Origin of the sequence: Methanoregula sp. (genome assembly GCF_049518935.1) — an archaeon.
Lineage (GTDB): Archaea > Halobacteriota > Methanomicrobia > Methanomicrobiales > Methanospirillaceae > Methanoregula.
The window spans coordinates 228,160-252,538 of sequence record NZ_JBEKRH010000002.1; the positions used below are offsets into that span (position 1 = coordinate 228,160).

Below are 24,379 nucleotides of genomic sequence, written 5' to 3' on the forward strand. Positions count from 1 at the left end.
ATTGCGATACGGACTTTGTCTTTCTTTAAAAAAAATTCTCCTCATATCAGCTCTGAGGATATCTTGGCAAACGTTGCGGTAAATATACCCGGCATCGAGCGGATCTCTTCCATCACGGCAGCGGGTACTTCGCTGTCCACATTCAGGACCATGATCGCTTCCTCGCCCGGGTTGATACGGCCTACCTGCATGCCCGCGATGTTGATGTTGACCTTGCCGAGGATCGTCGAGGCGCGTCCGATGACACCGGGCTTGTCGAGGTGGCGGGAGACGATGACATATCCCTCGGGGATCATGTCCATCGTGTAGCCGCCGACTGCCACGATCCGGCTCCGGCCTTTGAAGAAGACAGTGCCGCTGACGGTCTCCTCGCCCTTGTCGGTCTTCACCTTCAGGGTGATCAGGTTCTTGAATCCCTTGGCTTCTTCCGTCACGGTCTCGCTGATCGAGATGCCGCGTTCCTTCGCTATGTATTCCGCGTTCACGATGTTGACCGGCTGCTGGAGGATCGGATCGAGAAGCCCCTTGAGGGCGAGGCGGGTGACAAACTTCATGCTGCCCGCGTAGGCGGAGAGCTCGCCGCCATAGATGAGCTCCACGGAGGCAAGCCTGCCACCGGCGGTCTGGATTGCAAACCGTCCCATCTTCTCGGCAAGCTGGGCATAGGGTTCGAGGATCTCCGCGTGCTCGGGCGGGACCATGGGAGCGTTCACCACGTACTTGGCTGAGCCGCCTTTGAGAACCTCGATGCACTGCTTTGCTACCGAGACCGCAACGTTCAGCTGGGCCTCGACGGTGCTTGCGCCGAGGTGCGGAGTGACTATTACCTGGTCGAGGGTGAGGAGCGGGGACTCGAGCGGGGGCTCGGTCTCGAAGACATCGAGCGCTGCGCCGGCAACCTTGCCGCTCTTGATCGCATCGTAGAGCGCCTTCTCATCAATGATACCGCCACGGGCGCAGTTGATGATCCGTACGCCATCTTTCATGGTCGCGATGCTCTTCGCGTTGATCACGTGCTTCGTCTCTGCGATCAGGGGGGTGTGGACGGTGATGACATCGGCAACCTTGAAGAGATCCGCCATCGACATCATCTCGACACCGAGCTGGGCCGCACGTTCCTTCGTGATGAACGGGTCGTAGGCAACGCACTTCATATCCATGGCGTTTGCCCGCTTTGCCACTTCGCGACCGATCCGGCCGAAACCCACGATACCGAGCGTCTTCTCGTTCAGTTCCACGCCCATGAACTTCGAGCGCTTCCACTCCTTCTTCTTCAGGCTCGCGTTTGCCTGCGGGATATTGCGGGCGAGCGCCTGCATCATCGCCATCGTGTGCTCAGTTGCCGCAAGGGTGTTGCCCTCGGGTGCGTTTGCCACGATGATACCCTTGCGGGTCGCTGCTTCCACATCGATATTGTCGACACCGACACCGGCACGCCCGATGAACTTCAGACGCTTGCCTGCCTCGATCACCTTTGCCGTGACCTCGGTGCTGCTTCGGACGAGCAGGGCATCGTAGTCCCCGAGGATACTGCAGAGCTCGTCTTCCCTGAGCTCCGTTTTGACGTCAACGTCAACGGCCGCCCGGAGGATCGCAAGCCCTTCTTCCGCCAGCGGATCGCTGACGAGCACTCTAGCGTTTGCCATAAAAACCCATACAATATCTGCACTGTACTTAAAGAGGGTTATTCTTCCCGTGTGGGCGGTTCGCGCGTACTACCGTAAACGGGCGGGCAGTGTCCCGGAGGTTCCGGGAGGGGTGTGCGGAGGGGTGCGGCAGGGTATGATAACCCTTAAACAGGGTGGCGATAAGATCATAAGTGGTGCGAGCATGAAAGAAGTGCCCAATATTCTGTGGCTCGAGGAGATCCGCAAAGAGGATATCATTTCCGTCGGGGGCAAGGCGGCTTCCCTTGGCGAGATGGCCTCTATAGGACTCCCCGTTCCGAAAGCCTTTGTTGTCACGGCCCAGGCCTTTCGCAGGTTTTTAGTCGAGACCGCGTTAGAGAAGAAGATATTTTCATCGTTCGAGAAGCTCGATGTGGAGGACAACGCGGCACTGGAGAAAACAGCCGAGAATGCCAAGGCACTCGTGATGAAAGCGAAAATGCCGGCTGCAATCCGGGACGATATCCGTGCGTCCTACAAAAAAATATCGGAAGGGGAACTTATCGTAGCAGTACGCTCGAGCGCTACTGCAGAGGACCTGCCCGACGCAAGCTTTGCCGGCCAGCAGGAGACGTTTCTCAATGTCAGGGGTGAAGCGGCACTCATCTCCTCGGTCCAGAAATGCTGGGCCTCGCTCTACGGTGCCCGGGCACTCTATTACCGGGCAAAACAGGGGTTCGACGATCATACGGTCAATATCGCCGTCGTTGTCCAGCAGCTGGTCCCCTCAGAGAAGGCCGGTGTTATGTTCACTTCCCACCCGATCACGGGTGAGTCGATCACGATCATCGAAGGCTCCTGGGGCCTTGGGGAAGCGGTCGTCTCCGGCTCGGTCTCTCCTGACAAATACGAGTTCGACCAGCGGGCCGAGAAACTCGTGGATACGTTCATCGCCAATAAAAAGATCGAGATCATCGCCGACGGCGATCATGGCACCAAGGTCATGGACGTCCCGAAGGACCGGCAGGACGCACAGGTCCTGAGCGAAGCCGAAGTGGCGAAGCTCGCGATGTACGGCAAGATCGCCGAGAACCATTACGGAGTACCGCAGGATGTAGAATGGGGGATTGTGGACGGGACTATCTATATTCTCCAGTCCCGGCCCATCACCACCATCGGGAAGAAGGAGGCAAAGGGCATGGCATCACAGAAATCGAATGCAAAGATCATTCTCCAGGGACAGGGAGCGGCCCCCGGTATCGCCACCGGCAGGGTTGTCATCATCCGGGACGTGAAAGACACGGGATCCGTGAAAGAAGGCGACATACTCGTCACGAAGATGACGAACCCGGACATGGTGCCGGCAATGCGCAAGGTCGCAGCGATCGTGACCGATGAGGGCGGGATGACCTGCCACGCGGCGATCGTAAGCCGCGAGCTGGGCACACCGGCAGTGGTCGGCACGAAGAACGCAACGAACGTGCTCAAAAACGGCCAGCTTATCACGGTCGATGGCGAGATGGGGCTGATCTACGAGGGTGAAGTGGTCCATGCGGCGCCGGCAGCAGCTCCGCTGGCAATTGCCGCCCACGCCCCGATCATCACCGCGACAAGCGTGAAAGTGAATGTCTCCATCCCCGAGGCAGCGGCACGGGCGGCGGCAACCGGCGCAGACGGCGTCGGTCTCCTCCGGATAGAGCACCTGATCCTCGGCCTCAACAAGACCCCCGGCTGGTTCATTGCAAACCACAAGGAAGAAGATTTCGTAGCGGAGCTCCATGACGGTATCAAGATCGTGCTCGACGCGTTCCCGGGTAAGACCGTCTGGGTCCGGACCCTCGACGCCCCGACTGACGAGTTCCGGAACATGCAGGGCGGCGAGAACGAGCCGCACGAGCACAACCCGATGCTCGGCTGGAGAGGCATCCGTCGCGACCTCCAGAGCCCGGACCAGTTCCGGCTCCAGGTAGAATCATTCAAGCGCCTCTGGAAAGAGGGCTACGAGAACCTCGGGATCATGTTCCCGATGGTCTCCCACCCAGACCAGTTCATCAAGGGAAAAGAGATGATGCGGGGCTGGGGTGTTGACGTCGATAAAGTAACCCTCGGCATCATGATCGAGATCCCCTCGAGCGCAATCATGATCGAGGACTTCATCCGGGCCGGCATAAAGTTCGCCTCGTTCGGCACCAACGACCTGATCCAGTACACGCTCGCCATAGACCGGAACAACGAGAACGTGGCCGACATGTACAACCCGCAGCACCCGGCGGTCCTCCACCTGATCCACAACGCGATCCAGACCTGCCGGGCCTACGACGTGGAATGCTCGATCTGCGGCCAGGCCGGCTCAGACCCGAAGATGGCAGTCTGGCTCGTGGAGCACGGCATCACGAGCATCTCGGCAAATATTGACGCCATCGCGAAGATCCGCGAAGCGGTCGCACGGACAGAGAAACGCATCATCCTCGAAGCCGCGAGAACAAAAGATGCTGAATAAGGGTCTGTCCGAAGACGAACTCTTCACTTTTTTCTCCCATAAGAAACGGGAAGACCTTGACTACGATTACATCCTGAGCTCCATGTGCACGGTCCCCCACTCCGTGGCGGTGCGGGCCCACTGTATGTTCATGGAGACGAACCTCGGCGACCCGGGCCTCTTCTCCGGCACCGCCTCGCTCGAACAGCTTCTGGTCCGCCGGTTCGGTTCGCTCTTCCATTGCCCCGATGCAGGGGGATATGCAACGAGCGGCGGCACCGAGTCCAACATCCAGGCCCTCCGGCTCGCAAAAGCCCTCAAGCACACCGACGGACACGACCTCCACGGCCAGCCCAACATCATCGTGCCGGAGTCTGCACACTTCTCGTTCAAGAAGGCCTGCGACATCCTCGGACTCAGGATGCGCCGGGTGCCCCTCCGAAAGGACTTCCGGATGGATGCGGACCGGGCCGCAGAGCAGATCGACAGGGACACGATCGCGCTTGTCGGCGTTGCAGGTACAACCGAATACGGCATGGTCGATCCGATTGCTGACCTCGCAAAGATCGCAGAGCAGCACGATATCTTCTTCCATGTGGACGCAGCCTTTGGCGGCATGGTGATCCCGTTCCTCGGCAAACCCATCCCGTTCGACTTTGCCCTCCCCGGAGTGACCTCCATTGCCGTCGACCCGCACAAGATGGGGATGAGCACGATTCCCTGTGGCTGCCTCATCACCCGGGACCACGAGATCCTCAACACCTTAAATATTGACACCCCGTACCTCACGGTCAAACAGGAGTACACGCTCGGCGGCACCAGGCCCGGTGCGCCTGTCGTCGGGGCGCTGGCCGTGCTCGACTACCTCGGCGTGGAAGGCATGAAGGCGGTGGTTGCCGGGTGCATGAAGAACACGGAACGACTGATCGCGGGAATGGAGACGCTCGGGATCCCACGGGCAGCAACTCCCGATGTCAATGTCGCGACATTCACGTGCAACAAGGCCCGGGTGCCCGGGCCCTGGAAGGTCTCGTGGACCTGCCGGAAGCACCTGCGGATCGTCTGCATGCCGCACGTGCACCGGGACCGGATCGAGGCGTTCCTCAAAAATATTGGTGAAACCCATGCTTGACAGACTCGTTGCATCGCTTGAGACCTGCCCGATGGTGAAACGGGGGGAGTACAACTACTTCATCCACCCGATCACCGACGGCGTACCGATCGTAGACCCCGCACTCCTTCGTGATGTGGCAACGGCGATGGTCAAGGTACTGGATTTGAACGGCGTGGATAAGATCGTGGTCGTTGAAGCGATGGGGATCCATATCGGCGCTGTCCTCTCCACAATGACCGACATCCCGATGACCGTGATGCGGAAGCGGGAGTACAAGCTCCCGCATGAGGTCCCGGTCCACCAGACCACCGGCTACTCGAAAGGCGAACTCTACCTCAACGGTGTGTACAAGGGTGACCGCGTGGTGATCATCGACGACGTAGTGAGCACGGGAGGGACGATGAAGGCGCTCCTCATGGCCCTCGAGATTGCCGGTGCCGAAGTCGTGGATGTCTGCATCGCGATCCAGCGGGGCGATCCCGATATCGGCCGGCCGTACAAGTCCCTCGTGAAGATCGAGGTCGATGACCGGGTGCATGTTGTCAAGCGATATCTCTGACCTCACCCGTCAGTTGAAAGAGCGGGGGGCACAACGGGTCGCCCTCCAGTTCCCGGCCGGGCTGAAGCGGAAGGCAGCCGGATACGCAGCAGCGCTCCGGAATGCCGGTTTCGATGTGATCGTGAGCGGGGACCCCTGTTACGGGGCCTGCGACCTCTCGCTCGGGCTGTTACGGGACGCTGATGTGCTCGTCCATGTCGGCCATGCCCCGGTCGATAATCAGCCGGACGTCATCTTCCTTCCGTTCCCTGTCGATTTCGATATCCACGTACTGGACGCCGCCATCCCGCTGCTGAAGGGGCCGGTTACCGGGCTCGTGACGACTATCCAGCATACCCATCTCATCCCGGCAATGGAGAACTACCTCCGCACCAAAGGTATCGATGTCCGGGTGGCGGAAGGCTCTGGCAGGACACCCCACCGGGGGCAGGTGCTCGGCTGCTGTTTCACTACGGCACGGGAGACCGGCGCGGGGGAGATCCTCTTTATCGGTACCGGCATCTTCCACCCGATCGGGATCGCGCTCAGCACAGGAGCCCGGGTCATTGCACTCGATCCCCTCGCAGAAACCGCAGAGCTCGTGACCGGCGAAACCCTCATGCGCAGGCGTTTTGCTGTCATCGAAAAGGCACGGGGAGCGAAGAGCATCGGGATCCTTGTCAGCACCAAGACCGGGCAGCGCAGGATGGAACTGGCCCGGCAGCTTGCCGCTCTCTCACCGGATGCCGTGATCGTCCCCCTGCAGGAGGTCACACCGGACGAACTGCTGGACCTTGGTTTTGGCTGTTACGTGAATACTGCCTGTCCCCGGCTTGCGTACGACGATCAGATCCGGTTTCCGGCCCCGGTCCTCTCCCCACAGGAGTTCGAGATCTTCTGCGGCGTGCGAACCTGGGACAACTACGAGATCGACGAGATCCTATGAAGCTCAAGACCCTTGAGATGACCCTCCAGCGCCTTGCGGGGTTCAGCCGCCCCCGGCCCTCCCTTGAGCAGTACCAGACCCCGGCCCCGCTCGCGGCCCGGCTGCTGTACCATGCGCTCATGAAAGGCGATATCGAGGGAAAAAACGTCTGCGATCTCGGGAGCGGTACCGGGGTGCTGGCTATTGGTGCTGCACTCCTCGGGGCGGAGTCCGTGACCGGGATCGAGATCGATGAGAAGGCGGTTGAGACTGCCCGGGCGAACGCGGACCTGCTCGAAGCGGACGTGGAGTTCATTGGTGCCGATGCAAAAGATCCCTCCCTCCCCGACAGGGTTGGGCCCTGCGATACGGTGATCATGAACCCGCCGTTCGGAGCGCAGAAGGTCCATGCAGACCGGCCCTTCATCGACCTTGCCCTCCGGCTTGCCCCGGTCACGTACGGCATATTTAATGCGGGATCCACACAATTTGTAAAAGCCTACACGGAAGGCCGTGGAGAGATCGCCGAACGGGTCGGCGGATCATTCCCCATAAAACGAACCTTCGCGTTCCACACAAAGGACGTGCGGGAGATCGAGGTCGAGATCCTACGGCTGAAACGGACCCCCTGACAGAATCCTGCGGCACCAAGGGCACCATCACCGGGCTCGCTGCGGCCCACATGATCACAGACATCTACATACCGGTACTGCCGGCAATCCTGCCGCTCCTCGTGGCGAACAACGGCTATTCCTATCTCGCAGCGGGTCTGCTCGTCACGACCTATAACCTCACCTCCTCCTGCACCCAGCCGGTGATCGGCTGGCTCTCCGACAAAAAAGGCCTGACCATCAGCGTCAGCATCAGCCTCTTCATCAGCGCCATCTTCGTAGCCCTCATGGGTGTTGCGCACAGCTACTACCTGATCATGGCCTTTGCGATCCTTGCGGCGCTCGGCCATGCCTGCTTCCATCCGACCGCCATGACGATCGTGAGCCGGCTCTGCTCGGACGAGAACCGGGGCCGGATCACTTCGTACTTCGTGGTCGGGGGCAACCTCGGGTACGCAATCGGGCCGTTACTTGCCGGCGTGCTGGTCTGGTGGCTCGGGCTGCCCGGGCTCCTCCTGCTGATCATACCCGCAGTCATTATGGTCCTGGTGCTCCGGCACCTCCTGCCGGGCGGTCTCGCCGGGGCCCGGGAGCGGCACGCCAGACCAGAGGTACCGGCCGGAGCCCCGCAATCGAAGAGGCCGTTTGCTATTCTGGTGATCGCCTCAATCCTCCGGGCCTGGGCAGTCTATGCCGCCATTACCTTCCTGCCGTTGTACCTGGTGGGGGAGGGTTATAACCTCGTGATTGCAACCCTGATCGTGACCCTGATGCTCCTCGCCGGTGTCGCGGGTCAGGTGGCAGGCGGCCGGATCTCCGATCGTATCGGGAGGAAGGAGTTTATGATCTTTGGCCTTATCGGAGCAATTCCGTTTTTTTATCTCTTCATCAGCAGCTCGGGTATCCTCGCGGTCGTCGCCCTCGTGGTCTTCGGGTTCTTCCTCTGGTCAACCTTTGCCGTGGCGATCGCGATGTCCCATGAGCTCCTGCCGCAGAATATCGGGCTTGCTTCCGGCATGATGCTCGGGTTTGCGATCGGGTTTGGCGGCCTCGGGGTGGCGGTCAATGGCATGATCGCCGACCACTATTCGCTTGGCATTGCACTCGGGACCATTCCCATCCCCATCGCGGCTGCCGTGATCCTGATGGCACTCCTGCCGTACCCGTGGAAGACCCTCTTCCGCAAGGATCCATCCACGAATGCAGGATAAAAATCCAACACGCTTATATTTTCCCTGCAGAAACCTCATGTGAGGAGAACGAATGGATAAACTTGGAACAATTGCACTGATCATCGGTGTTGTTTTGTGTGTCATCGGCGGTTACGCGATCTGGGCTTTCCTGCCGGAAGTCATCATCGCAGTCAAAGGTCTCATTGGCATCGCCGTGCTGATTACCGGCCTGATGCTCGTAATTTTCGGTATCCTGATTTTCAGGGAATGAGCGGGGAATTCCCGCAGGAGCAGGAAATCCGGCATCGGCGGACTCCTGATAAACCCGTCCTGCGGGCAGGGATACGTTTTATTTCCATCACATTTCCGGAGGAATTTTCGGGATATGAAGGGTAAACGTACTTCCGACGTTGACGACACTGTCCACGCTGATATATCCCCCATGCATCTGTATGTACTTCTTCGCAAGGGCAAGCGAAACCCCGGTCTTTTCATATCTCCCGCCGGGCCTGACTTGGTCAGGTGCCCGGGGCGGCTTAAAAATGATATCCAGCCGGGATCCGGTGATCCCAACGCCATTATCCTGAACTGCAAGACGGTGGTACGAATCGTCCGGGGATGACTGGTAGGTCACACGGATCTTCCTTGGCGGTTTCGAGTACTCAACTGCGTTTGAGAGCAGGGTGTCGAGGACGATTGCAATTTTATTGGCATCTCCTTCAAACCGGAGATCGCGGGGGACTTCGGTTACAATATCAGCCTTCATGGCATATTCTCCCGTATCCAGGATCTTTGTCAGCAGTTCGCCGAGCGAAAAATCCGCATACTCCATCCGGAGTTTTCCCGATTCTACAAGGACGAGCGCATCGATCAGTTCAGTTGCAGACTGGAACCGCCGGGAAGGCTCTTTTTCAAGACATTTTTTGATAATTGCATCCACAACGACAGCTTCCGGGTTGTGCTCTGAGGGGAGTGGGGGCATTTTATGGAGGATTGCATCTCCGGTATCTGCGATACTTTCCCCCGCAAACGGAACCGAACCCGTGACCAGTTCGTAAAAAACAACGCCGAGCTGGTAGATATCGGTTCTCTGGTCCGTCTTCCCGAATTCTGACGGGGATATCTGTTCGGGGGCGGCGTATTCCAGCGAATACCCGATGATGGTTGACTTTTTTTTATCTCCGCCCGAAAGGACTTTGCTCATCCCCCAGTCAGTTATCCTAGGTATCATGTCATGGGTCATGAGGATATTGTGGGGTTTGATATCACGGTGAATGATCCCGAGCCCGTGCGCATAGCTGAGGGCATCTGCGATCTGCCGGATTATTTTCAGCGTTTGTGCGATCGGGACGGGTTTATGGATGGCATCCAGTGATTCAGGGATATATTCCATTTCGACATACGGGACAGGGAGGATATTGACTTGTGATACTTCGACAATATTGGGATGGTGGAGTGTCTCCCACACCCTGATCTCATTTAAGAAACTCTTCCCGGTCGCTTCGTTAAAGCTGAGGGGGATTTTAACCGCTACTTTTTCCCCGTCTGATATCCGGTTTGCCGAAAATACCATTGCAAATCCGCCGCTTCCTCTGCAGGAAATGTCATAATATTTACCCTTCAGCTCGACCGGGAACGATGACTCCGGTCCGGCAGGAGACGGGCTGGCGGATTTCCGGTCCTGGCTGCCCGTGCCACTTATGACCGGATAAACGACGGTGGCAGAGGGTCTGGCAGAAACAGGAGGGGTTTTACCGTCAACAACTGCTCCGGGAAGAGATTGCGGCTGCGGGTGTCTTCTGTACTGCCAGAACGAGAGGACAGCAGAGGATACCAGAACGACAATAAGTAAAAAGAGAGCACTCTCACGGCGCTCAGGCGTAATAATCATCAGGAACGCAAAGCCCGGTATGGCAAGCGCGGCAAGCACACCATGCATCCCGGTGATCGCGGGAAAAGATTCTGCGTGCAGAACGCTGTATGCAAGAAAAAAGGATGACACGGACAGGTAGACACAAAGGGCGCAGACCAGCTTTCCACCGGTGATTGCCAGACTAGCGGAAGTAGCTGCCAGGAGTGCGGTCATAGTGAGGATCGTCAGCACCGCAAGAATGGAACCGAGGATAATGTAGGCACCTGCTGCCAGAAGGGTAAAATGATGGGGGATTCCCGGATGCTGATGACGGGACTCTTCAGGATACCTCTGGCGGAAAAAGAGAATCAGGACTGCCGATATTCCGGAGAGTACTGCAAAGAGAACCAATGATGTGACAAAGGGTGTGAACAGAATACCCGTTCTCTCCATAAATGTTCGTGAAGCTACCCCGGCACCGGCTGCCGGGAGTATACCGGCGGCAGATACCGGCTGGAGCAGGATGATGACGAGGAGAAAAACCATGGTGTTCATGAGCACAAAGGACCGGGAAATCTTCAGACACATCACCTCAAATATACCGCATCCGGCAACCATTCGGGGTTTTTAACCCGCTCATATATCATGGGTTATAGGAAGATTGCAGTAGAAATTAATAAGGTACTTCCAGAAGCATGCAATTGCATATGCGGGTTCCGTTAACTTCCCGGTGGATGTCAGGGTTGTAAACACACGGATTTTCCTGTTTACAAAAAAGACGACCCACGTTTACCTGTGTTGTATGATATCAGGAGAAAAAAATTCGCAAGAGTTTGTGATAGCATCCATCAAAAGACCGGAAAAAATAACGCCTTTTGATACGTATATTTAAAAAAAGAAAACGGTTTTTTTGTTATACCTTGACGACAAGGCACTGCGAACCGGCGGTTTCGAGCACGGGCTCGGCCCTGCCATCAAAGAAGTCGTCGAACGCCTTCTTCACACCGGGAGCGGTGATGTAGTCGTGGGAGAGGATAATGCCGCCCGGGCTCATGCGGGAATAGAAGAACTCAAGGCAGAGCTTCGTACTTTCGTAGCAATCCACGTCCAGGTTCACCATCGAGAAGGTCTTGTCCTTGACCGGATCCGAGGTGTCGGGGAAGATCCCCTTGTAGAAGTGGACGTTCGTGTCGTCCTTGAGGTAATTCTTCACCGAATCATAGGACGCGGCAAACTTGCCCTCGTAGAACGGCCAGACCATGTCGATGTCGTCCACTTTCGGCAGGCCCTCAAAGGTGTCGAAGAGGTGGAGGGGTTTGTCGCCCTTGGCCGAGCAGATGATCTTGGCCGATCCGCCCTTGTATACCCCGACCTCGGCGATATCGCCCGGGACTTTCTGCGTGCGCTTCACGGTCATGAAGATATAGTAGGCCTCTATATCCTCAAGCAGGAGCTCGGTCTCGGACCGGATCTTCCTGAGCGCCTTTGCAAACTCCTTCCGGTCGTCGCAGCCATAATGGGAAAGCCTGCCCCGGTGGGCAATATCGTTGCCCATGAACGGCTCAAAGAAGAGGGCCTTACGGAATTTGAGAAGATACCTGCTGGGGATGAGAGTATCAAACGCCCAGAAAATATTCTTCTTCGGGAACAGACTCATGCTTTATAACATTCGCGTTCTTGTAATTTATAAATCTCGGATCACCGGAGCCCCAGTTTCCTCATGAGCCGGCGGTTCGTTGCCAGCCACCCGGTGAAGATCGCGGCAAGGAGCAGGATGAGCGCCGTCATCCACGAGACAAGGATCGAAAGACCGGCCACATACGCGAGGATCACCGCGACAAGACCGGGTACACGACCTTTCTTCCAGGCCTGATAGACAGAGATGACGAGCAGGATCGTGGGCATGATGATGAACAGGTACCGGATATCCGGGTCCGGGAAGATCGTGTCAACCGTCCGTCCGATCAGGTTAAGGATCACCTCTTCCGGATCGATCCCGATGGCAGTCCAGAGGCCGGACAGGAAGCCAAAGCCAATCACGGACTGCCAGATATAGGCGTGGGATTTCTTTGCCATACGGGGTCAGGTCCAAAAACCCGGATCTGATTCAGTTATCGTGGGGCGGTTCATCTGATACGGGCTCTACCGGTTCGCGGGGGGTACTGAGTGCAGGCCGGGCTGCGGGGGTTCGGCGCTGAAGTCCAGTTCATCGAGGAAGGGCATCAGGCAGGTGGCGTAGGGAACAAGCGTGGTATCGTTTCCCAGGGGAACCTCACCGATCGCGATGATCTCGACCATCAACGGGAACTCATCCATCGTCTGCTCAAAGGAGGGATCATTCTCCTGCGTAAACCGGAGGAAGCTCCCGACAAGGATGAGCGGGCGCTCGTACTCGGGGACCTTCGCATACTCGGCAAGCACGGATTCGAGGCTCCGGTTCCGGGCAAGGTCCTCCTCAAAGAAGAGGTAGACCGGGACCCCGTAGTTCTCCGCGATCGTCCCGAGTTTCCGGATATCTGCCTTTTTCCCGGGCGCGATGCCCAGCGTGCCAAGTTTATCGGCCGGGGTTGCCCCGCGAAGGGCGGCCCATGCGGTCTTTTTCAGCATACAAAATATGGGTCGGGGGGAGGGGTAAAGATAGCGATTGCCGGGGGTTGTCTAAACCTCGACGAAGAGAAGAGTGGCGCAAGCCGGCCTTCAAATATCGAAGAACCAGTCGGAAAAAAAAGATTCAGATGTTGCCCGGGCCCACCTGTTTTGGAGCAAAGGCATTCTGGATCAAGTCCGGGTTGAATGCGGACGGGACTGAACCGGTCTTTGCATAGGTGTAGAGCGCAGTCACAAAGATGCCCTGCATCGCATAATAGACGACTGCAAGAAGGACAACGAGGATGAGGAAAAGTGCAAGTGCCACACCAAAGAGGATCGCATTCCCGAGGAGCAGGGTGACCAGGACACCGAGTGCTGCAATAACACCGATGGCCACAAAGACGATCGCCATCCCGGCGGAACCGACGATGCTCTCACCCCAGGTCTTCTTGATCAGGGCAAAAGATTCCCCGAGCGAGGCAAAGACACCCTTGTCCTCAAGGATCAGGACCGGGACCACGAAGAAGGTGACCAGTGCCCATGCCCCGCCGATGAGGGAGAAGACGATCTGGCCCAGGAGCCCCGAGCGCCTCTCAAGGAGGTGGAGGACGATCCCTACGGTCGCGGAGACGATCGCCCAGCCGAGAATGGCGGGGAGATGCTTCGCGGAGTTGGAAAGGCCTTCACCGACCGACATATCTTTCCCGCTCAGCTTCGCGTTCACGCATGAGACCAGGGCCGTGTTGAAGAAGATCACGACGAAATAGCTGACCACGTAGAAGAGGAACAGGATGCCGTAGTATGCGATCGGGCCTGCGGTTGACATGCCCATGAGCGCTCCCGAAACAAGGAGCGGCAGGACGAAGGTAAGGATGACGATGATGGTTACAATACCGGAGAGGACCGGGAAGACAAGCAGCTTCTTGTCGTCCATGAGAATGTTCCAGCTTGTCTTGACAAGCTCGAAACTTCTGCCAATACTTTCGAACATAGATCAGGGTGGTGGTCGATATAAGATGAAGATTACGGGTATTCAAGGGAAAAACAGATATTTTTCCGGGCAGTCCAGAGCAGTTCAGTGCCTGCGGCGCATCCACGCAAGGCCGGCAAGGGCAACTGCCGCCATGCCGAGAGGGGCCGGGAACCCGGGGGATCGGGTCGCAGATGCCGAAGGAATACCAGGGGGCGGTGTCAGCATGGGAACAGCAGTCGTGGCCGTGACCGGTGCGGATACGGCCCCTGCAACCGGCCGGGTGATAGGGCTCTGGCTCCCGGGCACCGGGGAGCCGGTGTTGTCGAGCTCCACCATCTTCAGGAGCGTCACGGTACCGGTGGCCGTCTTCGGGACGGTACCATCGATCGTTACCGTGAACGAGACGTCGTGGTTCGTAGTGTACGATATGATCCCGCCGTTAACGAACGCAACGGAGCCTGATGAGGTCTGCCGGGCCGCATCATGGCCGTCAACGATCACCTGTATTGTCCACTTCGCATCCGAAAGATCGGTCTGCATCTGGAGGTTGTGCCCACTCGGGAACGTGGCCGATCCCGAGGGGATGACCGTGTACTGTGCAACCATGAGCTGGGGGTCACCGGGCACAAGAGGCGGGTTGGGATCGCAGGAGACAATAGTGAGCACCTGGGTAGCGGTTGCCGGGGAGATGAGGATGCACAGGAGCAGGATCCCGCAGAACAGGAGAAGGGCGTTCATGGTCATGGAATTTCTGTAAACAAAGGGTCTGCCGGAGAGATAATAGAAGTGTCGGTCCCCGTGACGGGAAAAAAGTTACCGGGCCTGGATCTGCCGGACGAAGGTGCCGATATGATCGATTGCTTCCTGGCCCTCGGGCAGCTGGCCGGCAAAGACCTGCCAGCTGTGGAACATGCCCTCCCATATCTCGGCTTGGACCGGAATACCGGCCCAGCGGGCCTTGTCCACAAATTTGCCGATGTCTGATGCGAGCAGCTCGTGGGTGCCTACCTGAACGTACAGCCGGGGCAGGCCCTTGAAACCGGCATGGACGGGGGATGCAAGCGGATCCTGAGGGTCATGGCCGGCCAGCCAGGCCGCCCGGATCGCACTGAGCCGGGCCGGCGTGATCCAGTCCCGTTCCTGGTTCTTTACCACCGATTCGCCGGGGAACATCAGGTCAACGATCGGCGACATGCAGACCGCTGCAGGGGGAAGGGTTACGCCCTGGTCCCGCAGGGAGAGGAGAAGGGAGAGCACGAGTGTTCCTCCCGCAGAGATGCCGACCGGCAGGATCCGGTAAGGGGGGTAGCCCCGGGACTGGAGATAGCGGAAGGCGGTGATCGCATCCTCGACCGCTGCGGGAAAGATGTGCTCGGGAGCGAGCCGGTAATCCACTGAGAAGACTTCAGCCCTGGCAGCCCGGGCGAGCCGGATGCAGAGCCCGAGGTGATCGGCGGTGGACCCGAGCGTGAACCCGCCTCCGTGGAAGAAGAGAACCACGTATCCCGGTTCGGATTCCGGGACGGTGATCAGGTGCCCGTTCAGCCCGTCGCGTATCGCGGCACGGATGATTGTATGGGCCCCGGCACCGGTGATCTCTTCCTGCATCTCTTCGTAGAAGGCAGAGAAGTCCTGCCGTACATCCGCAAGAGATTTCTTCGGATCCGGGGTGTGCGACTTGACGACGGCGAGGAACTCGTCAGCGGAAACGCGGATCATTATCTGTTTGTTAGGGAGGACGGGTAATAAAGTACTGGGATGAATTCAGGGACGCACCAGCCTCCCCGGTCACAAAACAGCATGCATATCAGCCGGAAAACAGAATAGTTCCGCATGGTTTCCGGTGATGGGATCGGGGAGCGGACGGTGAAAAAAGTGAGCCGGCGCCTACTCCCGTTCCTCTTTCTCCTCTATGTCGTTGCCTTCCTCGATCGCGTCAATTTCGGATATGCTGCGCTCGATATGAACAGCGCACTTGGGATCTCCCCGGAACTCTTCGGCATCCTCTCCGGGATCTTCTTCATCGGCTACCTGCTCTTCGAGGTGCCAGGAAACATGATCCTCCAGCGGATCGGTGCCCGGATCTGGATCAGCCGGATCATCATCAGCTGGGGAATCGTTGTCATCATCACGGCCGCAGCGTCCAATGCGACCGAACTGTTTATCCTCCGGTTCCTGCTCGGTGTCGCGGAGGCAGGATTCTTCCCGGGCATCATCCTGTATATCACCTGCTGGTTCCGGAAAGAGGATCTTGCACGGGCCGTTACACTCTTCATGACCGCCCTTGCCATCTCCAACATCATCGGCGCACCGCTCTCCACTTGGATCCTCGACAACGTCCACTGGTTCGGCATCGCAGGCTGGCGCTGGCTCTTCGTTCTCGAAGGACTGCCAGCGCTGGTGCTGGGTGTCGTCACCTGGTTCTGGCTGACCAACCGGCCGGAAGAGGCCGGGTGGCTCACACCGGAAGAGCGGGGCTGGCTCTCGCAGGAAATACAGAAGGGGGCGACACGGCAGGGTGAGAAAAACACGGGATTCCGGGCCGTCATCCGGGACCCACGGGTCTGGCACCTCGGCATTATCTACTGCCTGATGACGATCGGGCTGTACGGCCTCGGGTTCTGGATGCCGCAGATCATCCGCTCGCTCAATCCCGCGTTCTCCAACTTCGGGATCGGACTTGTGATGACCGTCCCGTTCATTATCGCACTCCTCGCAATGCTTGCATGGAGCGCACACTCCGACCGGACCGGGGAACGGGTCTGGCACACAGGCCTGCCACCCTTCATCGGGGGTATTGCGCTGGTTGTTGCCGGCCTTGTACGGGACCCGCTGACCGCGTTCCTCATGCTGGTCATTGCCACGGCGGGGATCTACTGTTTCTTCGGCCCGTTCTGGACCATCCCCGCAATGTTCCTTGCCGAGGCGGGGGCGGCGGTCGGGTTTGCGGTCATCAACTCGATTGGTAATGCAGGGGGGTTCATCGGCCCGTCCCTGCTCGGGGTCGTGACACAGGCAACCGGCTCCGTCAGCACGGGCCTTGTGGCAATCGGGGGCTGCCTCATCCTCTGCGGGATCCTGGCCGCAGGGGTCGGGGGGTACCGGCCGACGGGGCCTGCACCGTAAAAGAACAGATGATGAGGGATTCTGGGAAACCCGGGTGATCGAAACCGGTTTCCGACCCGGGATCCCGCAGGTCCGGAACTCCGGGTACCCTGAGTACATCGCACAGGCACCCTGCCCGCGAACCTGCAGGAACCAGTACCCGCGGTTTCCTGATTGTTCATGATTTTCCCATGGGACGACGATAACGCAGTCTTTTGCCCGTCGGGCCGATAATTTGCAGGTATTTTTAGGAATTTTTAATAATGATTATGAAGAAGTATCTTTCTGGTGCCTGCGCCCGGGGGTTTGGACATTCTGACGGGTGCGGGAGCTGTCCTTTAAAACCAGGGAGAACTACGTATGAAGCTTTCACATATAGGTGTTATCGCAGTCATGCTTCTCGTGATTGCAGTCGCATGTGCAGGTTGTACATCAACCCAGACCACAACCCCCGCAACCGGCGGGTCAGGGCAGGCCGCAGCTGCATCCGGCGGCGGAGCAGCAAGCTCAGGCGCCAGCTCATCCGGCAGCCAAGGCAGCGGGAGCGCCCCCGCCGCGGGATCCTCGGTCAGTGCCGCAAACCTCTTCGGAGGCCTTTCCTACAACTGGATCGAGTACAAGATGAGCACCAGTGCCAGCGGCCAAGCAATGACGATATATATCAAGTATGAGAAGGGCGGCAAGTGCACGATGCGGTTCGACCCCGCACCCCAGGGAATGCCTGCCACCATGGACTGCAGTTCTACCGGTGGAAAGACCGTGAGCAACCCCAACGATGTGAGCTCGACCCCCTCAGATGTCAAGTTCACGGACGTCGGACCTGACGTCGTAACAGTCCCGGCAGGGACATATACGGCCGAAAAGTACACTGCCACGATGAAGGGCAACACGGCAACCTACTGGGTTGTCAAGGGCACGGGCATGGTCAAGAGGGAAGGCGGCAGCAGCGAGGGTTCCATGACAATGGAACTCAACGCCATTGGATAATCCCCCTTTCTTTCTCTATTTTTATTTCGTTTGTCTGTACCGGGAACGTGTTCTCAGGTGGCTTTCGCACCCGGGGGGAAATCCGGCACATCATTAAGAAATGACGAATCACATCTGGACGCTCAAAGAAGAGATCCGAAAATCAAAACCGATTCACGCTACCCGAGCGAGTGCCACTTCTCAACGGTATGGCGCTTCTCCAGGATCTCGTGGGAGATCTCGTTGTCGAAGGCACGCACGTACGGCGAAGCGGAGTGCCACTTGTAAGCCTCCTCGTCCCGCCAGACCATGAAGAGGGAGAAAAGGGACTCGTCTCCCTGTGACTCGGTCATGATATAGAGGATGCACCCGTCTTCCGTGCGGGATGCCGTCATCAGGTCGTGGGCCATGACCCGCATCTTGTTGACAAAGGCCGGTTTTACCTTCATGCGCACGGTGATTACCACATTTGAACGGGGAATGTGCATCGTCATGGTCAGCGCCATCAGAAGTAATACATGAAGCCGGTCTGCCGGGTACCGTCATTGAAATTGCCGACAATATTTGCAACCGCAGGGCTGGCCAGGCCGCAGGGGGTAAAGATATACGACCCGGTCGCCGGGTTCTGGATCGTGCGGAGATCGACCTGCGTGCCGTCACGGCTGGGGATCCGGATCGTGATGGAGGAGAGGGAGGACGCATCCGGTCCGCCGGTATACGTGACAGTGACGGAACTTTCGGTTTGGGAGATCTCGAAGGTCACGGTCTTCCCCGGGCTTGTTGCAGAGGCGACCGCTGGAGGGAGAGTCTCGGAAACGGGTGGCAGGGGGTTAAGAGCCGGGGCAGGGACGGGATTCGCAGCCGGGGGCTGGAGGCATCCGGTGGCAATAACGGGAAGAATGAGAATGATGCACGCCGTGAGGATGATGCGTCTCATATACGGGAGATGGGGAGGAAGGGGAGATAAATGTTGGGGATTTTACCCGGTTTTTCCGGATTGCCATGGACCGGTCAGTCGTTGGCCCGGGGACCTTATTTCCCAAAGAGACTGAACATGTCAGAAATACCGGATATCATGAAAATCTGTTATTCAAAAAATTATATATAGTCAACATGAGAATGTTGACACATGTTCCTGCCAACGAACGACAAGCAGTTCGGGTTCTGGGCAATGCGCAGAAGCGGCGTGACCAATATCACGATCGCTAACCAGCTCGGCATCTCCCGCCAGGCGGTATCCCGGGCGCTCCTTCTCATGGATGAGAAGATTGAGACAACGCTCCGCGAGATGGCGAACGCAAACCAGATCGCCATCGGGAAGATCAATGCCGGGCGGGGAATCCTTATCGGCCGGTCCATCCCCTTCCAGACCGCGGCGATCATCTTCGTCTCAGAGAAGCATGGCGTGCAGGTCTGGTATGAGCATGACGGCGACTGCGGTACGTGCCAGCGGTATACCGAGTGCGTCGAGCTGCTCTGGGATTATGCTACCGAACTCGGGATCAGGATCGTGAAGACCGCAGACCCGACGAAGATGGCAGAAGAACTGTTTGTGAAAGTGAAGGCGATGATCTGATGATTACACGGATATCGGAAATTATTCATGAATGGATGGGCTGGTGCCCGAATGCACCGGCCCTGCGCACTGCACCGGCGGTTCTCGTAGTACCGTCAGTCACGGTAAATCCCGCACAACCGGGCAGCGGTGTGACCGGGGGGTCCGGCCGGATCCGGCGCGGAATCGACATCGCCACAGGAAGCATCAAAAGCCTGATCAGGGACAAACGATTACTCTGGTTCTCGCTTCTTACGAGCCTCGTTATCCTCTTCCTGATCGCGGCGGAAGCATGGACCGTTGAAAACAGCGGTAGCATCATGCCATTCCTTATTCCGCTGGGAGATTCTTTCCTGGTGATTGATACACGGATCTTCCTGCTGCAGGTGATCTGTCTCTCCTGCTTTACCCTGATCCTGGCAGGGCTGGTCCAGTACCGGTCCCGTGAAGCCGATGCAAAGCCCCTCATGATCCGGGAGGCATTCTCTGCGGTCAACCCCCATGCCGGTACCCTTTCCGCCCTTTCGATTGTGATGGCACTCGCCGGGACTTTTCTCGAGGCAATCGCTACCCAGACCCAGCTTGTCGGCAAGATCGTGTTCAGCATATCGATGGTTGTATTCTACCTGCCCTATGCATACTACATTCCGGACGTATTCAGTATGGCACTCTTCTTCTCGGCGATCATCATGGCCATAACAATCCTCCAGTTCCTGCTGGCCCTCTATGTCGTACCGGGCATCGTTCGGGAGAACAAGGGGCTGCTTTCGGCTCTTGCCGGGTCTGTCACGCTCATGAAGAAGACGTGGCGCGAGATGCTGGGCTGCACCCTCGTCATCGGGGCAATTTTTCTTGGGGTCGCTGTCATAGCGCTCGTGATCGGCCAGTCACCCCTGCTGCTCAACCACGACTACGACTTCTTCCTTTCCCTCTCCCACGGACAACTGCTGATGACCGTTGTCTGTTATGGTTTCATCCTTGTCTGCGGGATCCTGATGGCTGTCGGTTCCACGGTTATGGGGATCGCGGTTACGGACCTCTATGCCTATGGAATGACAGGCCCGGTTCACCGTATACCAGAACGCGGTACTCCCGTGGTTGCGGAGCCAGCACCATGACCCGGGTTGCGGAAGTGATCCGGGGATGGCTGGGCTGGTGCCCGAATGCACACGCATTACGTACCACTCCACCGGTATTTGCCATACCGCCGGTCACCGTGCACCCTGCTCAACCTGATGGCGGTGCCGGAGGACCGGGACGGAGGCTGATCCGCCCCGCCATCATCCTTGTCCTCTTCCTGACTGCGGTGGTGACCATTCTTCTCTACCCGTCAATGCCCGATCTGGTAACCTCACACTGGAACACCGCAGGGGACGTGAATGGGACCATGCCGAAATTCCAGGGCCTGCTCCTCATCCCGTTACTGATGTACGGGTTTTGTGCCCTGCTCCTGGTGCTCCCCCGCATCGATCCCCTCCGGAAAAATTACCGGAAATTCCAGGATTACTATGACGGTTTCATCCTCGTCTTCGCAGCGTTCCTCTTCATCATCCAACTGCAGATCATCCTCGGGGGGCTGGGAATTCACGTAAGTCCCAATGTCACGATGCCCGTCATGATCGGGATCCTGTTCATCTACACCAGTTTTCTCCTGGAGCATGCGGAGCCGAACTGGTTTGTGGGCATCCGCACGCCATGGACCCTGAGCAGCACGTCCGTATGGAAGAAAACTCATCAGAAGGGTGCTACGCTCTTCAAGCTGGCCGGGGTCGTGAGCATGATCGGTGTGCTCGCAGGGATGTATGCGTGGCTGTTCATCCTCATCCCGGCGGTTGCGGTTGCCGGTTATATGATCGTGTATTCGTATATTGAATTTAAGAGAGAGCAGGCTGGAACAGCCGGATGACCGGCATCCGGCATGATCGGAGATGAGCTCCCGGGAACAAAACTGTGATGAGGATGTCAGATTTTTCAAAATTTGTCGGCTATTCCGGAGCGGGATCGTGTGGATCGATCCACGTAGTCTCCATTACACAATATCCACGGTAAATTGTGCTGCCGTATCACAGGAGGAATTGCCATCAAACGGGAAATACGGGGAGGTGGTATTGCCTGTATTCAGGTTACGGTAGCAGAGCACCAGCGGGAACGAATAATTCCCCGGGGGCGTGATAACGCTTGTGGTGATCTGCAGCGTGTCATTATATGAGCGGAAGTTCCGTCCGAGTATATCAGGAGGACTGAGCGTGAAATGCATCCCCTCCGGGATCGGCATCAGCTGGCCAGGATCCGCTTCCAGCGGGAAGCTCAATCCACTCGCGTTGACCCGGGCAGGAATTTCGAAATACAATTCCCTGATGCCCCCGCCAAAATTCCGTGCGGTAAAGTTGACGGCCTGCATCTCATCCAGATTCATGACAATATCCGATTGCGGCGCCTTTTCAATGTAAGGAGACGAGGGCTCCCATGGCTGGGGAGTGATATAACATACTTTGGTAACAGCCAGCTGATCATCTGCATCCGGCAGGTCCCGTCCGTCAACGGTCACGTTCAGCAGGAAGGGGAAATGGGGATTGTGATACCAGCCGGATCCATCGGGATTGGTATGGCTTTCACCGGTGACATTTGGTCCGACAGTAATCTGAACCCGTGAACGATAGATATAATCGGGTAATGCAACGAAATCGTCAGGTAAAATGCTGACATTCAGGATATCTGAGGGGAGAGGAACTTCTGTGAGATTCTCCAGGTTGTCAACGGATATAAGGGTATAGTGGATATGACGAAGTCCGCCACTGGCGGTGAAAAGGGTATAATTCGTGGCATAAGATTCTGACCCGTTGCTACACTCATAGGACCCGATAAAACTGTCTTCAAAAGATCCCATAAATTCCGTTGACCGGTACTTTGACGGAAGGATAACCGGAATGCTTGGGAAGACAGACAGAGGTGTGGGGGTCACGTTATTTTCAGCAAGGGATGGCGGGAGGTAAATATCATCACCTGAGGGATAACGCAGGTTTTCCGTTGTATGGTTTGCTGGTGTGCTGCATCCTGCAACAATAATCAAAACACCCAGAACAATTATAATCTCCAGTATCCGTTCCATGACAGTAATCCTATAATAAAGATGAGAGTATTGTATTATAATTTATCTTATTATATTCAATTATCCCGTGCCCTAATCAGAGAAGGATGATCCGATATATCACGCAGGTCGCGAACCTTGCGGTATCGCAAAATCGATACCGTGACATAATGAATGAGAGCATTCGCTCTTTGTGAAATTTCATAAGAACAGTTCTTTGTATAAGAAGGAAAAGTGGTAGCAGCTTGGTATGGTTCCCGAGGACTCGCGTACCTGAGTACAACATACTACGTGTTCCGGCTTAACTGCTGGGTTCGGAATGAGACCAGGTGTTTCCCGAAAGCTATGGCCGCTATCACTACATTTATTGATTACGTATCATGCAGGCCGTGAACCTGATGCTGTCCCGATGGACAGATGACATTTATTACTAATTGCTTCGCTCCCAAGTGATATTTCACGAGAACAGATGCCGTGTAAGAAGGAAAGGTGATAGCAGCTTGGTATGGTTCCCGAGGACTCGCGTACCTGAGTACAACATACTACGTGTTCCGGCTTAACTGCTGGGTTCGGAATGAGACCAGGTGTTTCCCGAAAGCTATGGCCGCTATCACCACGTGTTTGCTTTTAGATGCTTGTAACGGAGTGCGGACATACCGACCGAATCGAAGAACTGCAAGCAGTTCTTCTCATCGTCGATGTGTTGACACACATCTCCGAAAGCCAAGGTCCGGATTTGAACCGGAGTGTAGTTGATCTGCAGTCAACCGCGTGGCCGCTCCGCCACCTTGGCAGCCGTGTAGAATGATACCCTATCTTTTTTGGACAGGATATGTTAAAAGTTTTGCACACAGAATTTCGTCTGGGTTTAACGTGGTGAGCACTAGTTTTTGGACGTTAGTACTCCCGGACTGAACACGTCGTTGCCTTCGTGCGTACATCCGAAGCCTATCAAACGGGTCTTTTACCCAAGTCCTCAACGGAGTCTCTTTTTAGGCCGGGTTTCAAGCTTAGATGCTTTCAGCTTTTATCCCTTGGCGCGTGGCTGCTCGGCACTGCCTTGTCAGACAACCGATCCACTAGAGGCGCCGAATGAAAGTTCCTCTCGTACTATTTCATTCTTACCCTCAGACTCCAAACACTCCTGATAGATAGTAACCGACCTGTCTCACGACGGTCTAAACCCAGCTCACGATCCCCTTTAATAGGCGAACAACCTCACCCTTGGCCGCTGCTGCACGGCCAGGATGGAAAGAACCGACATCGAGGTAGCAAGCCGCCGGGTCGATATGTGCTCTTGCCGGCGACGACTCTGTTATCCCCGGGGTAGCTTTTCTGTAGTCAATAAGCCTCACCAAAAGGCTCAGGCCAACTTATGCTCTTGACACTCTTCTGTGGGTTTCTGACCCACATGAGTTGACCTTGGGGCACCCTTGATATTTTTTCGAGGGTGTGGCGCCCCACCCAAACTGCCTACCTACCGTTGTCCTCGTAAGAGTGAGAACTACAACAAAACTAGGATGGTGTCTCATCGTTGGCTCCCCGTTCCCCGAAAGAAACGGATATAACGCCTCCCATCTACCCTGCGCAAGGATTATCGTAATTCAGCGACAGGCTGCAGTAAAGCTCCACGGGGTCTTCACTTCCCATCAGGAGTCCCTAGTCTCTGCACTAGGACAAAAAGTTCAACGGATATGTGTTAGGGACAGTATCGCACTCATTAATCCATTCATGCAAGTCGCCAATTAAGCGACAAGGTACTACGCTACCTTAAGAGGGTCATAGTTACCCCCGCCGTTTACGAG

23 protein-coding genes, 1 tRNA gene and 3 rRNA genes are annotated in these 24,379 nt (G+C 56.8%); 12 read left to right on the top strand and 15 right to left on the bottom strand.

Annotated features, from left to right (window positions below):
* Positions 1-41 precede the first annotated feature (41 nt).
* Positions 42-1,646, bottom strand: coding sequence for a phosphoglycerate dehydrogenase (gene serA / locus ABSE13_RS03100; RefSeq protein WP_424027029.1), 1,605 nt, complete (start codon positions 1,644-1,646; stop codon positions 42-44).
* Positions 1,647-1,830: 184 nt separating this feature from the next.
* Here serA and ppsA point away from each other — a divergent pair, with 184 nt between their 5' ends.
* From ppsA to ABSE13_RS03135, 7 genes are read left to right on the top strand one after another with little or no spacing between them, the layout of a single operon-like run.
* Positions 1,831-4,107, top strand: a complete 2,277-nt coding sequence (gene ppsA / locus ABSE13_RS03105; protein WP_424027055.1) for a phosphoenolpyruvate synthase — start codon at positions 1,831-1,833, stop codon at positions 4,105-4,107.
* The gene (gene mfnA / locus ABSE13_RS03110; protein WP_424027030.1) at positions 4,097-5,218 is read left to right on the top strand and encodes a tyrosine decarboxylase MfnA; all 1,122 of its coding nucleotides are present in this window, start codon (positions 4,097-4,099) and stop codon (positions 5,216-5,218) included. Before ppsA ends, mfnA begins: the two co-directional genes overlap by 11 nt.
* Positions 5,211-5,759, top strand: a complete 549-nt coding sequence (gene hpt, locus ABSE13_RS03115; RefSeq protein ID WP_424027031.1) for a hypoxanthine/guanine phosphoribosyltransferase — start codon at positions 5,211-5,213, stop codon at positions 5,757-5,759. Before mfnA ends, hpt begins: the two co-directional genes overlap by 8 nt.
* Complete coding sequence (gene dph2 / locus ABSE13_RS03120; protein ID WP_424027032.1) at positions 5,737-6,684, top strand: diphthamide biosynthesis enzyme Dph2; 948 nt, start codon at positions 5,737-5,739, stop codon at positions 6,682-6,684. The genes hpt and dph2 overlap by 23 nt, the downstream gene beginning before the upstream one ends.
* Positions 6,681-7,295, top strand: coding sequence for an METTL5 family protein (locus ABSE13_RS03125; RefSeq protein WP_424027033.1), 615 nt, complete (start codon positions 6,681-6,683; stop codon positions 7,293-7,295). The genes dph2 and ABSE13_RS03125 overlap by 4 nt, the downstream gene beginning before the upstream one ends.
* A gap of 50 nt (positions 7,296-7,345) precedes the next feature.
* Positions 7,346-8,485 carry an MFS transporter gene (locus ABSE13_RS03130; RefSeq protein WP_424027034.1) on the top strand — a complete coding sequence of 380 codons (1,140 nt, stop codon included), beginning with the start codon at positions 7,346-7,348 and terminating at the stop codon, positions 8,483-8,485.
* A 52-nt stretch (positions 8,486-8,537) separates the two neighbouring features.
* A complete protein-coding gene (locus ABSE13_RS03135; protein WP_424027035.1) occupies positions 8,538-8,717 on the top strand; it encodes a hypothetical protein in 180 nt (59 codons plus the stop codon).
* Between the two features lie 87 nt (positions 8,718-8,804).
* On the opposite strand, the gene ABSE13_RS03140 is transcribed toward ABSE13_RS03135, so the two are convergent.
* The 7 genes from ABSE13_RS03140 to ABSE13_RS03170 all read right to left on the bottom strand — a co-directional run bounded on the left by ABSE13_RS03140 (position 8,805) and on the right by ABSE13_RS03170 (position 15,579).
* Positions 8,805-10,886 carry a protein kinase domain-containing protein gene (locus ABSE13_RS03140; RefSeq protein WP_424027036.1) on the bottom strand — a complete coding sequence of 694 codons (2,082 nt, stop codon included), beginning with the start codon at positions 10,884-10,886 and terminating at the stop codon, positions 8,805-8,807.
* Positions 10,887-11,211: 325 nt separating this feature from the next.
* Positions 11,212-11,955: a TylF/MycF/NovP-related O-methyltransferase gene (locus ABSE13_RS03145; protein WP_424027037.1), complete on the bottom strand. Its 744-nt coding sequence runs from the start codon at positions 11,953-11,955 to the stop codon at positions 11,212-11,214.
* A 41-nt stretch (positions 11,956-11,996) separates the two neighbouring features.
* Complete coding sequence (locus tag ABSE13_RS03150) at positions 11,997-12,374, bottom strand: hypothetical protein (protein WP_424027038.1); 378 nt, start codon at positions 12,372-12,374, stop codon at positions 11,997-11,999.
* 66 nt (positions 12,375-12,440) lie between these two features.
* On the bottom strand, positions 12,441-12,905 hold the full coding sequence (locus tag ABSE13_RS03155; protein ID WP_424027039.1) for a hypothetical protein: 465 nt from the start codon (positions 12,903-12,905) through the stop codon (positions 12,441-12,443).
* 124 nt (positions 12,906-13,029) lie between these two features.
* Positions 13,030-13,878 carry a DUF6159 family protein gene (locus ABSE13_RS03160; protein WP_424027040.1) on the bottom strand — a complete coding sequence of 283 codons (849 nt, stop codon included), beginning with the start codon at positions 13,876-13,878 and terminating at the stop codon, positions 13,030-13,032.
* A gap of 84 nt (positions 13,879-13,962) precedes the next feature.
* Positions 13,963-14,604, bottom strand: coding sequence for a hypothetical protein (locus ABSE13_RS03165; protein WP_424027041.1), 642 nt, complete (start codon positions 14,602-14,604; stop codon positions 13,963-13,965).
* 69 nt (positions 14,605-14,673) lie between these two features.
* Positions 14,674-15,579, bottom strand: a complete 906-nt coding sequence (locus ABSE13_RS03170) for an alpha/beta hydrolase (protein WP_424027042.1) — start codon at positions 15,577-15,579, stop codon at positions 14,674-14,676.
* 114 nt (positions 15,580-15,693) lie between these two features.
* Here ABSE13_RS03170 and ABSE13_RS03175 point away from each other — a divergent pair, with 114 nt between their 5' ends.
* Together ABSE13_RS03175 and ABSE13_RS03180 are read left to right on the top strand one after the other, a co-directional pair.
* On the top strand, positions 15,694-16,986 hold the full coding sequence (locus ABSE13_RS03175; RefSeq protein ID WP_424027043.1) for an MFS transporter: 1,293 nt from the start codon (positions 15,694-15,696) through the stop codon (positions 16,984-16,986).
* A gap of 339 nt (positions 16,987-17,325) precedes the next feature.
* Positions 17,326-17,952, top strand: a complete 627-nt coding sequence (locus ABSE13_RS03180; protein WP_424027044.1) for a hypothetical protein — start codon at positions 17,326-17,328, stop codon at positions 17,950-17,952.
* A gap of 158 nt (positions 17,953-18,110) precedes the next feature.
* Here ABSE13_RS03180 and ABSE13_RS03185 read toward each other — a convergent pair whose 3' ends face one another.
* Entirely contained in the window at positions 18,111-18,437 is a 327-nt protein-coding gene (locus tag ABSE13_RS03185; protein WP_424027045.1) for a putative quinol monooxygenase, read from the bottom strand.
* On the bottom strand, positions 18,437-18,868 hold the full coding sequence (locus tag ABSE13_RS03190; protein ID WP_424027046.1) for a hypothetical protein: 432 nt from the start codon (positions 18,866-18,868) through the stop codon (positions 18,437-18,439). The genes ABSE13_RS03185 and ABSE13_RS03190 overlap by 1 nt, the downstream gene beginning before the upstream one ends.
* Positions 18,869-19,060: 192 nt before the next feature.
* On the opposite strand from ABSE13_RS03190, the gene ABSE13_RS03195 reads away from it, so the two are divergent.
* Genes ABSE13_RS03195 through ABSE13_RS03205 form a run of 3 tightly spaced genes read left to right on the top strand, consistent with a single transcriptional unit; the run spans position 19,061 to position 21,392 of the window.
* The gene (locus tag ABSE13_RS03195; protein ID WP_424027047.1) at positions 19,061-19,507 is read left to right on the top strand and encodes a hypothetical protein; all 447 of its coding nucleotides are present in this window, start codon (positions 19,061-19,063) and stop codon (positions 19,505-19,507) included.
* A complete protein-coding gene (locus ABSE13_RS03200) occupies positions 19,507-20,604 on the top strand; it encodes a hypothetical protein (protein ID WP_424027048.1) in 1,098 nt (365 codons plus the stop codon). Before ABSE13_RS03195 ends, ABSE13_RS03200 begins: the two co-directional genes overlap by 1 nt.
* Positions 20,601-21,392, top strand: a complete 792-nt coding sequence (locus ABSE13_RS03205; protein ID WP_424027049.1) for an SdpI family protein — start codon at positions 20,601-20,603, stop codon at positions 21,390-21,392. Before ABSE13_RS03200 ends, ABSE13_RS03205 begins: the two co-directional genes overlap by 4 nt.
* Positions 21,393-21,515: 123 nt before the next feature.
* Here ABSE13_RS03205 and ABSE13_RS03210 read toward each other — a convergent pair whose 3' ends face one another.
* From ABSE13_RS03210 to ABSE13_RS03230, 5 genes are all read right to left on the bottom strand, one after another.
* Positions 21,516-22,595 (bottom strand): hypothetical protein, encoded by a 1,080-nt coding sequence (locus ABSE13_RS03210; protein ID WP_424027050.1) that lies wholly within the window; start codon positions 22,593-22,595, stop codon positions 21,516-21,518.
* Between the two features lie 214 nt (positions 22,596-22,809).
* Positions 22,810-22,931, bottom strand: a 5S ribosomal RNA gene (rrf, locus tag ABSE13_RS03215).
* 133 nt (positions 22,932-23,064) lie between these two features.
* Positions 23,065-23,186 (bottom strand): 5S ribosomal RNA (gene rrf / locus ABSE13_RS03220).
* Between the two features lie 109 nt (positions 23,187-23,295).
* Positions 23,296-23,367: transfer RNA gene (locus tag ABSE13_RS03225), tRNA-Cys, on the bottom strand.
* Between the two features lie 85 nt (positions 23,368-23,452).
* Positions 23,453-24,379: ribosomal RNA gene (locus tag ABSE13_RS03230) — 23S ribosomal RNA — on the bottom strand; the annotation flags it as partial.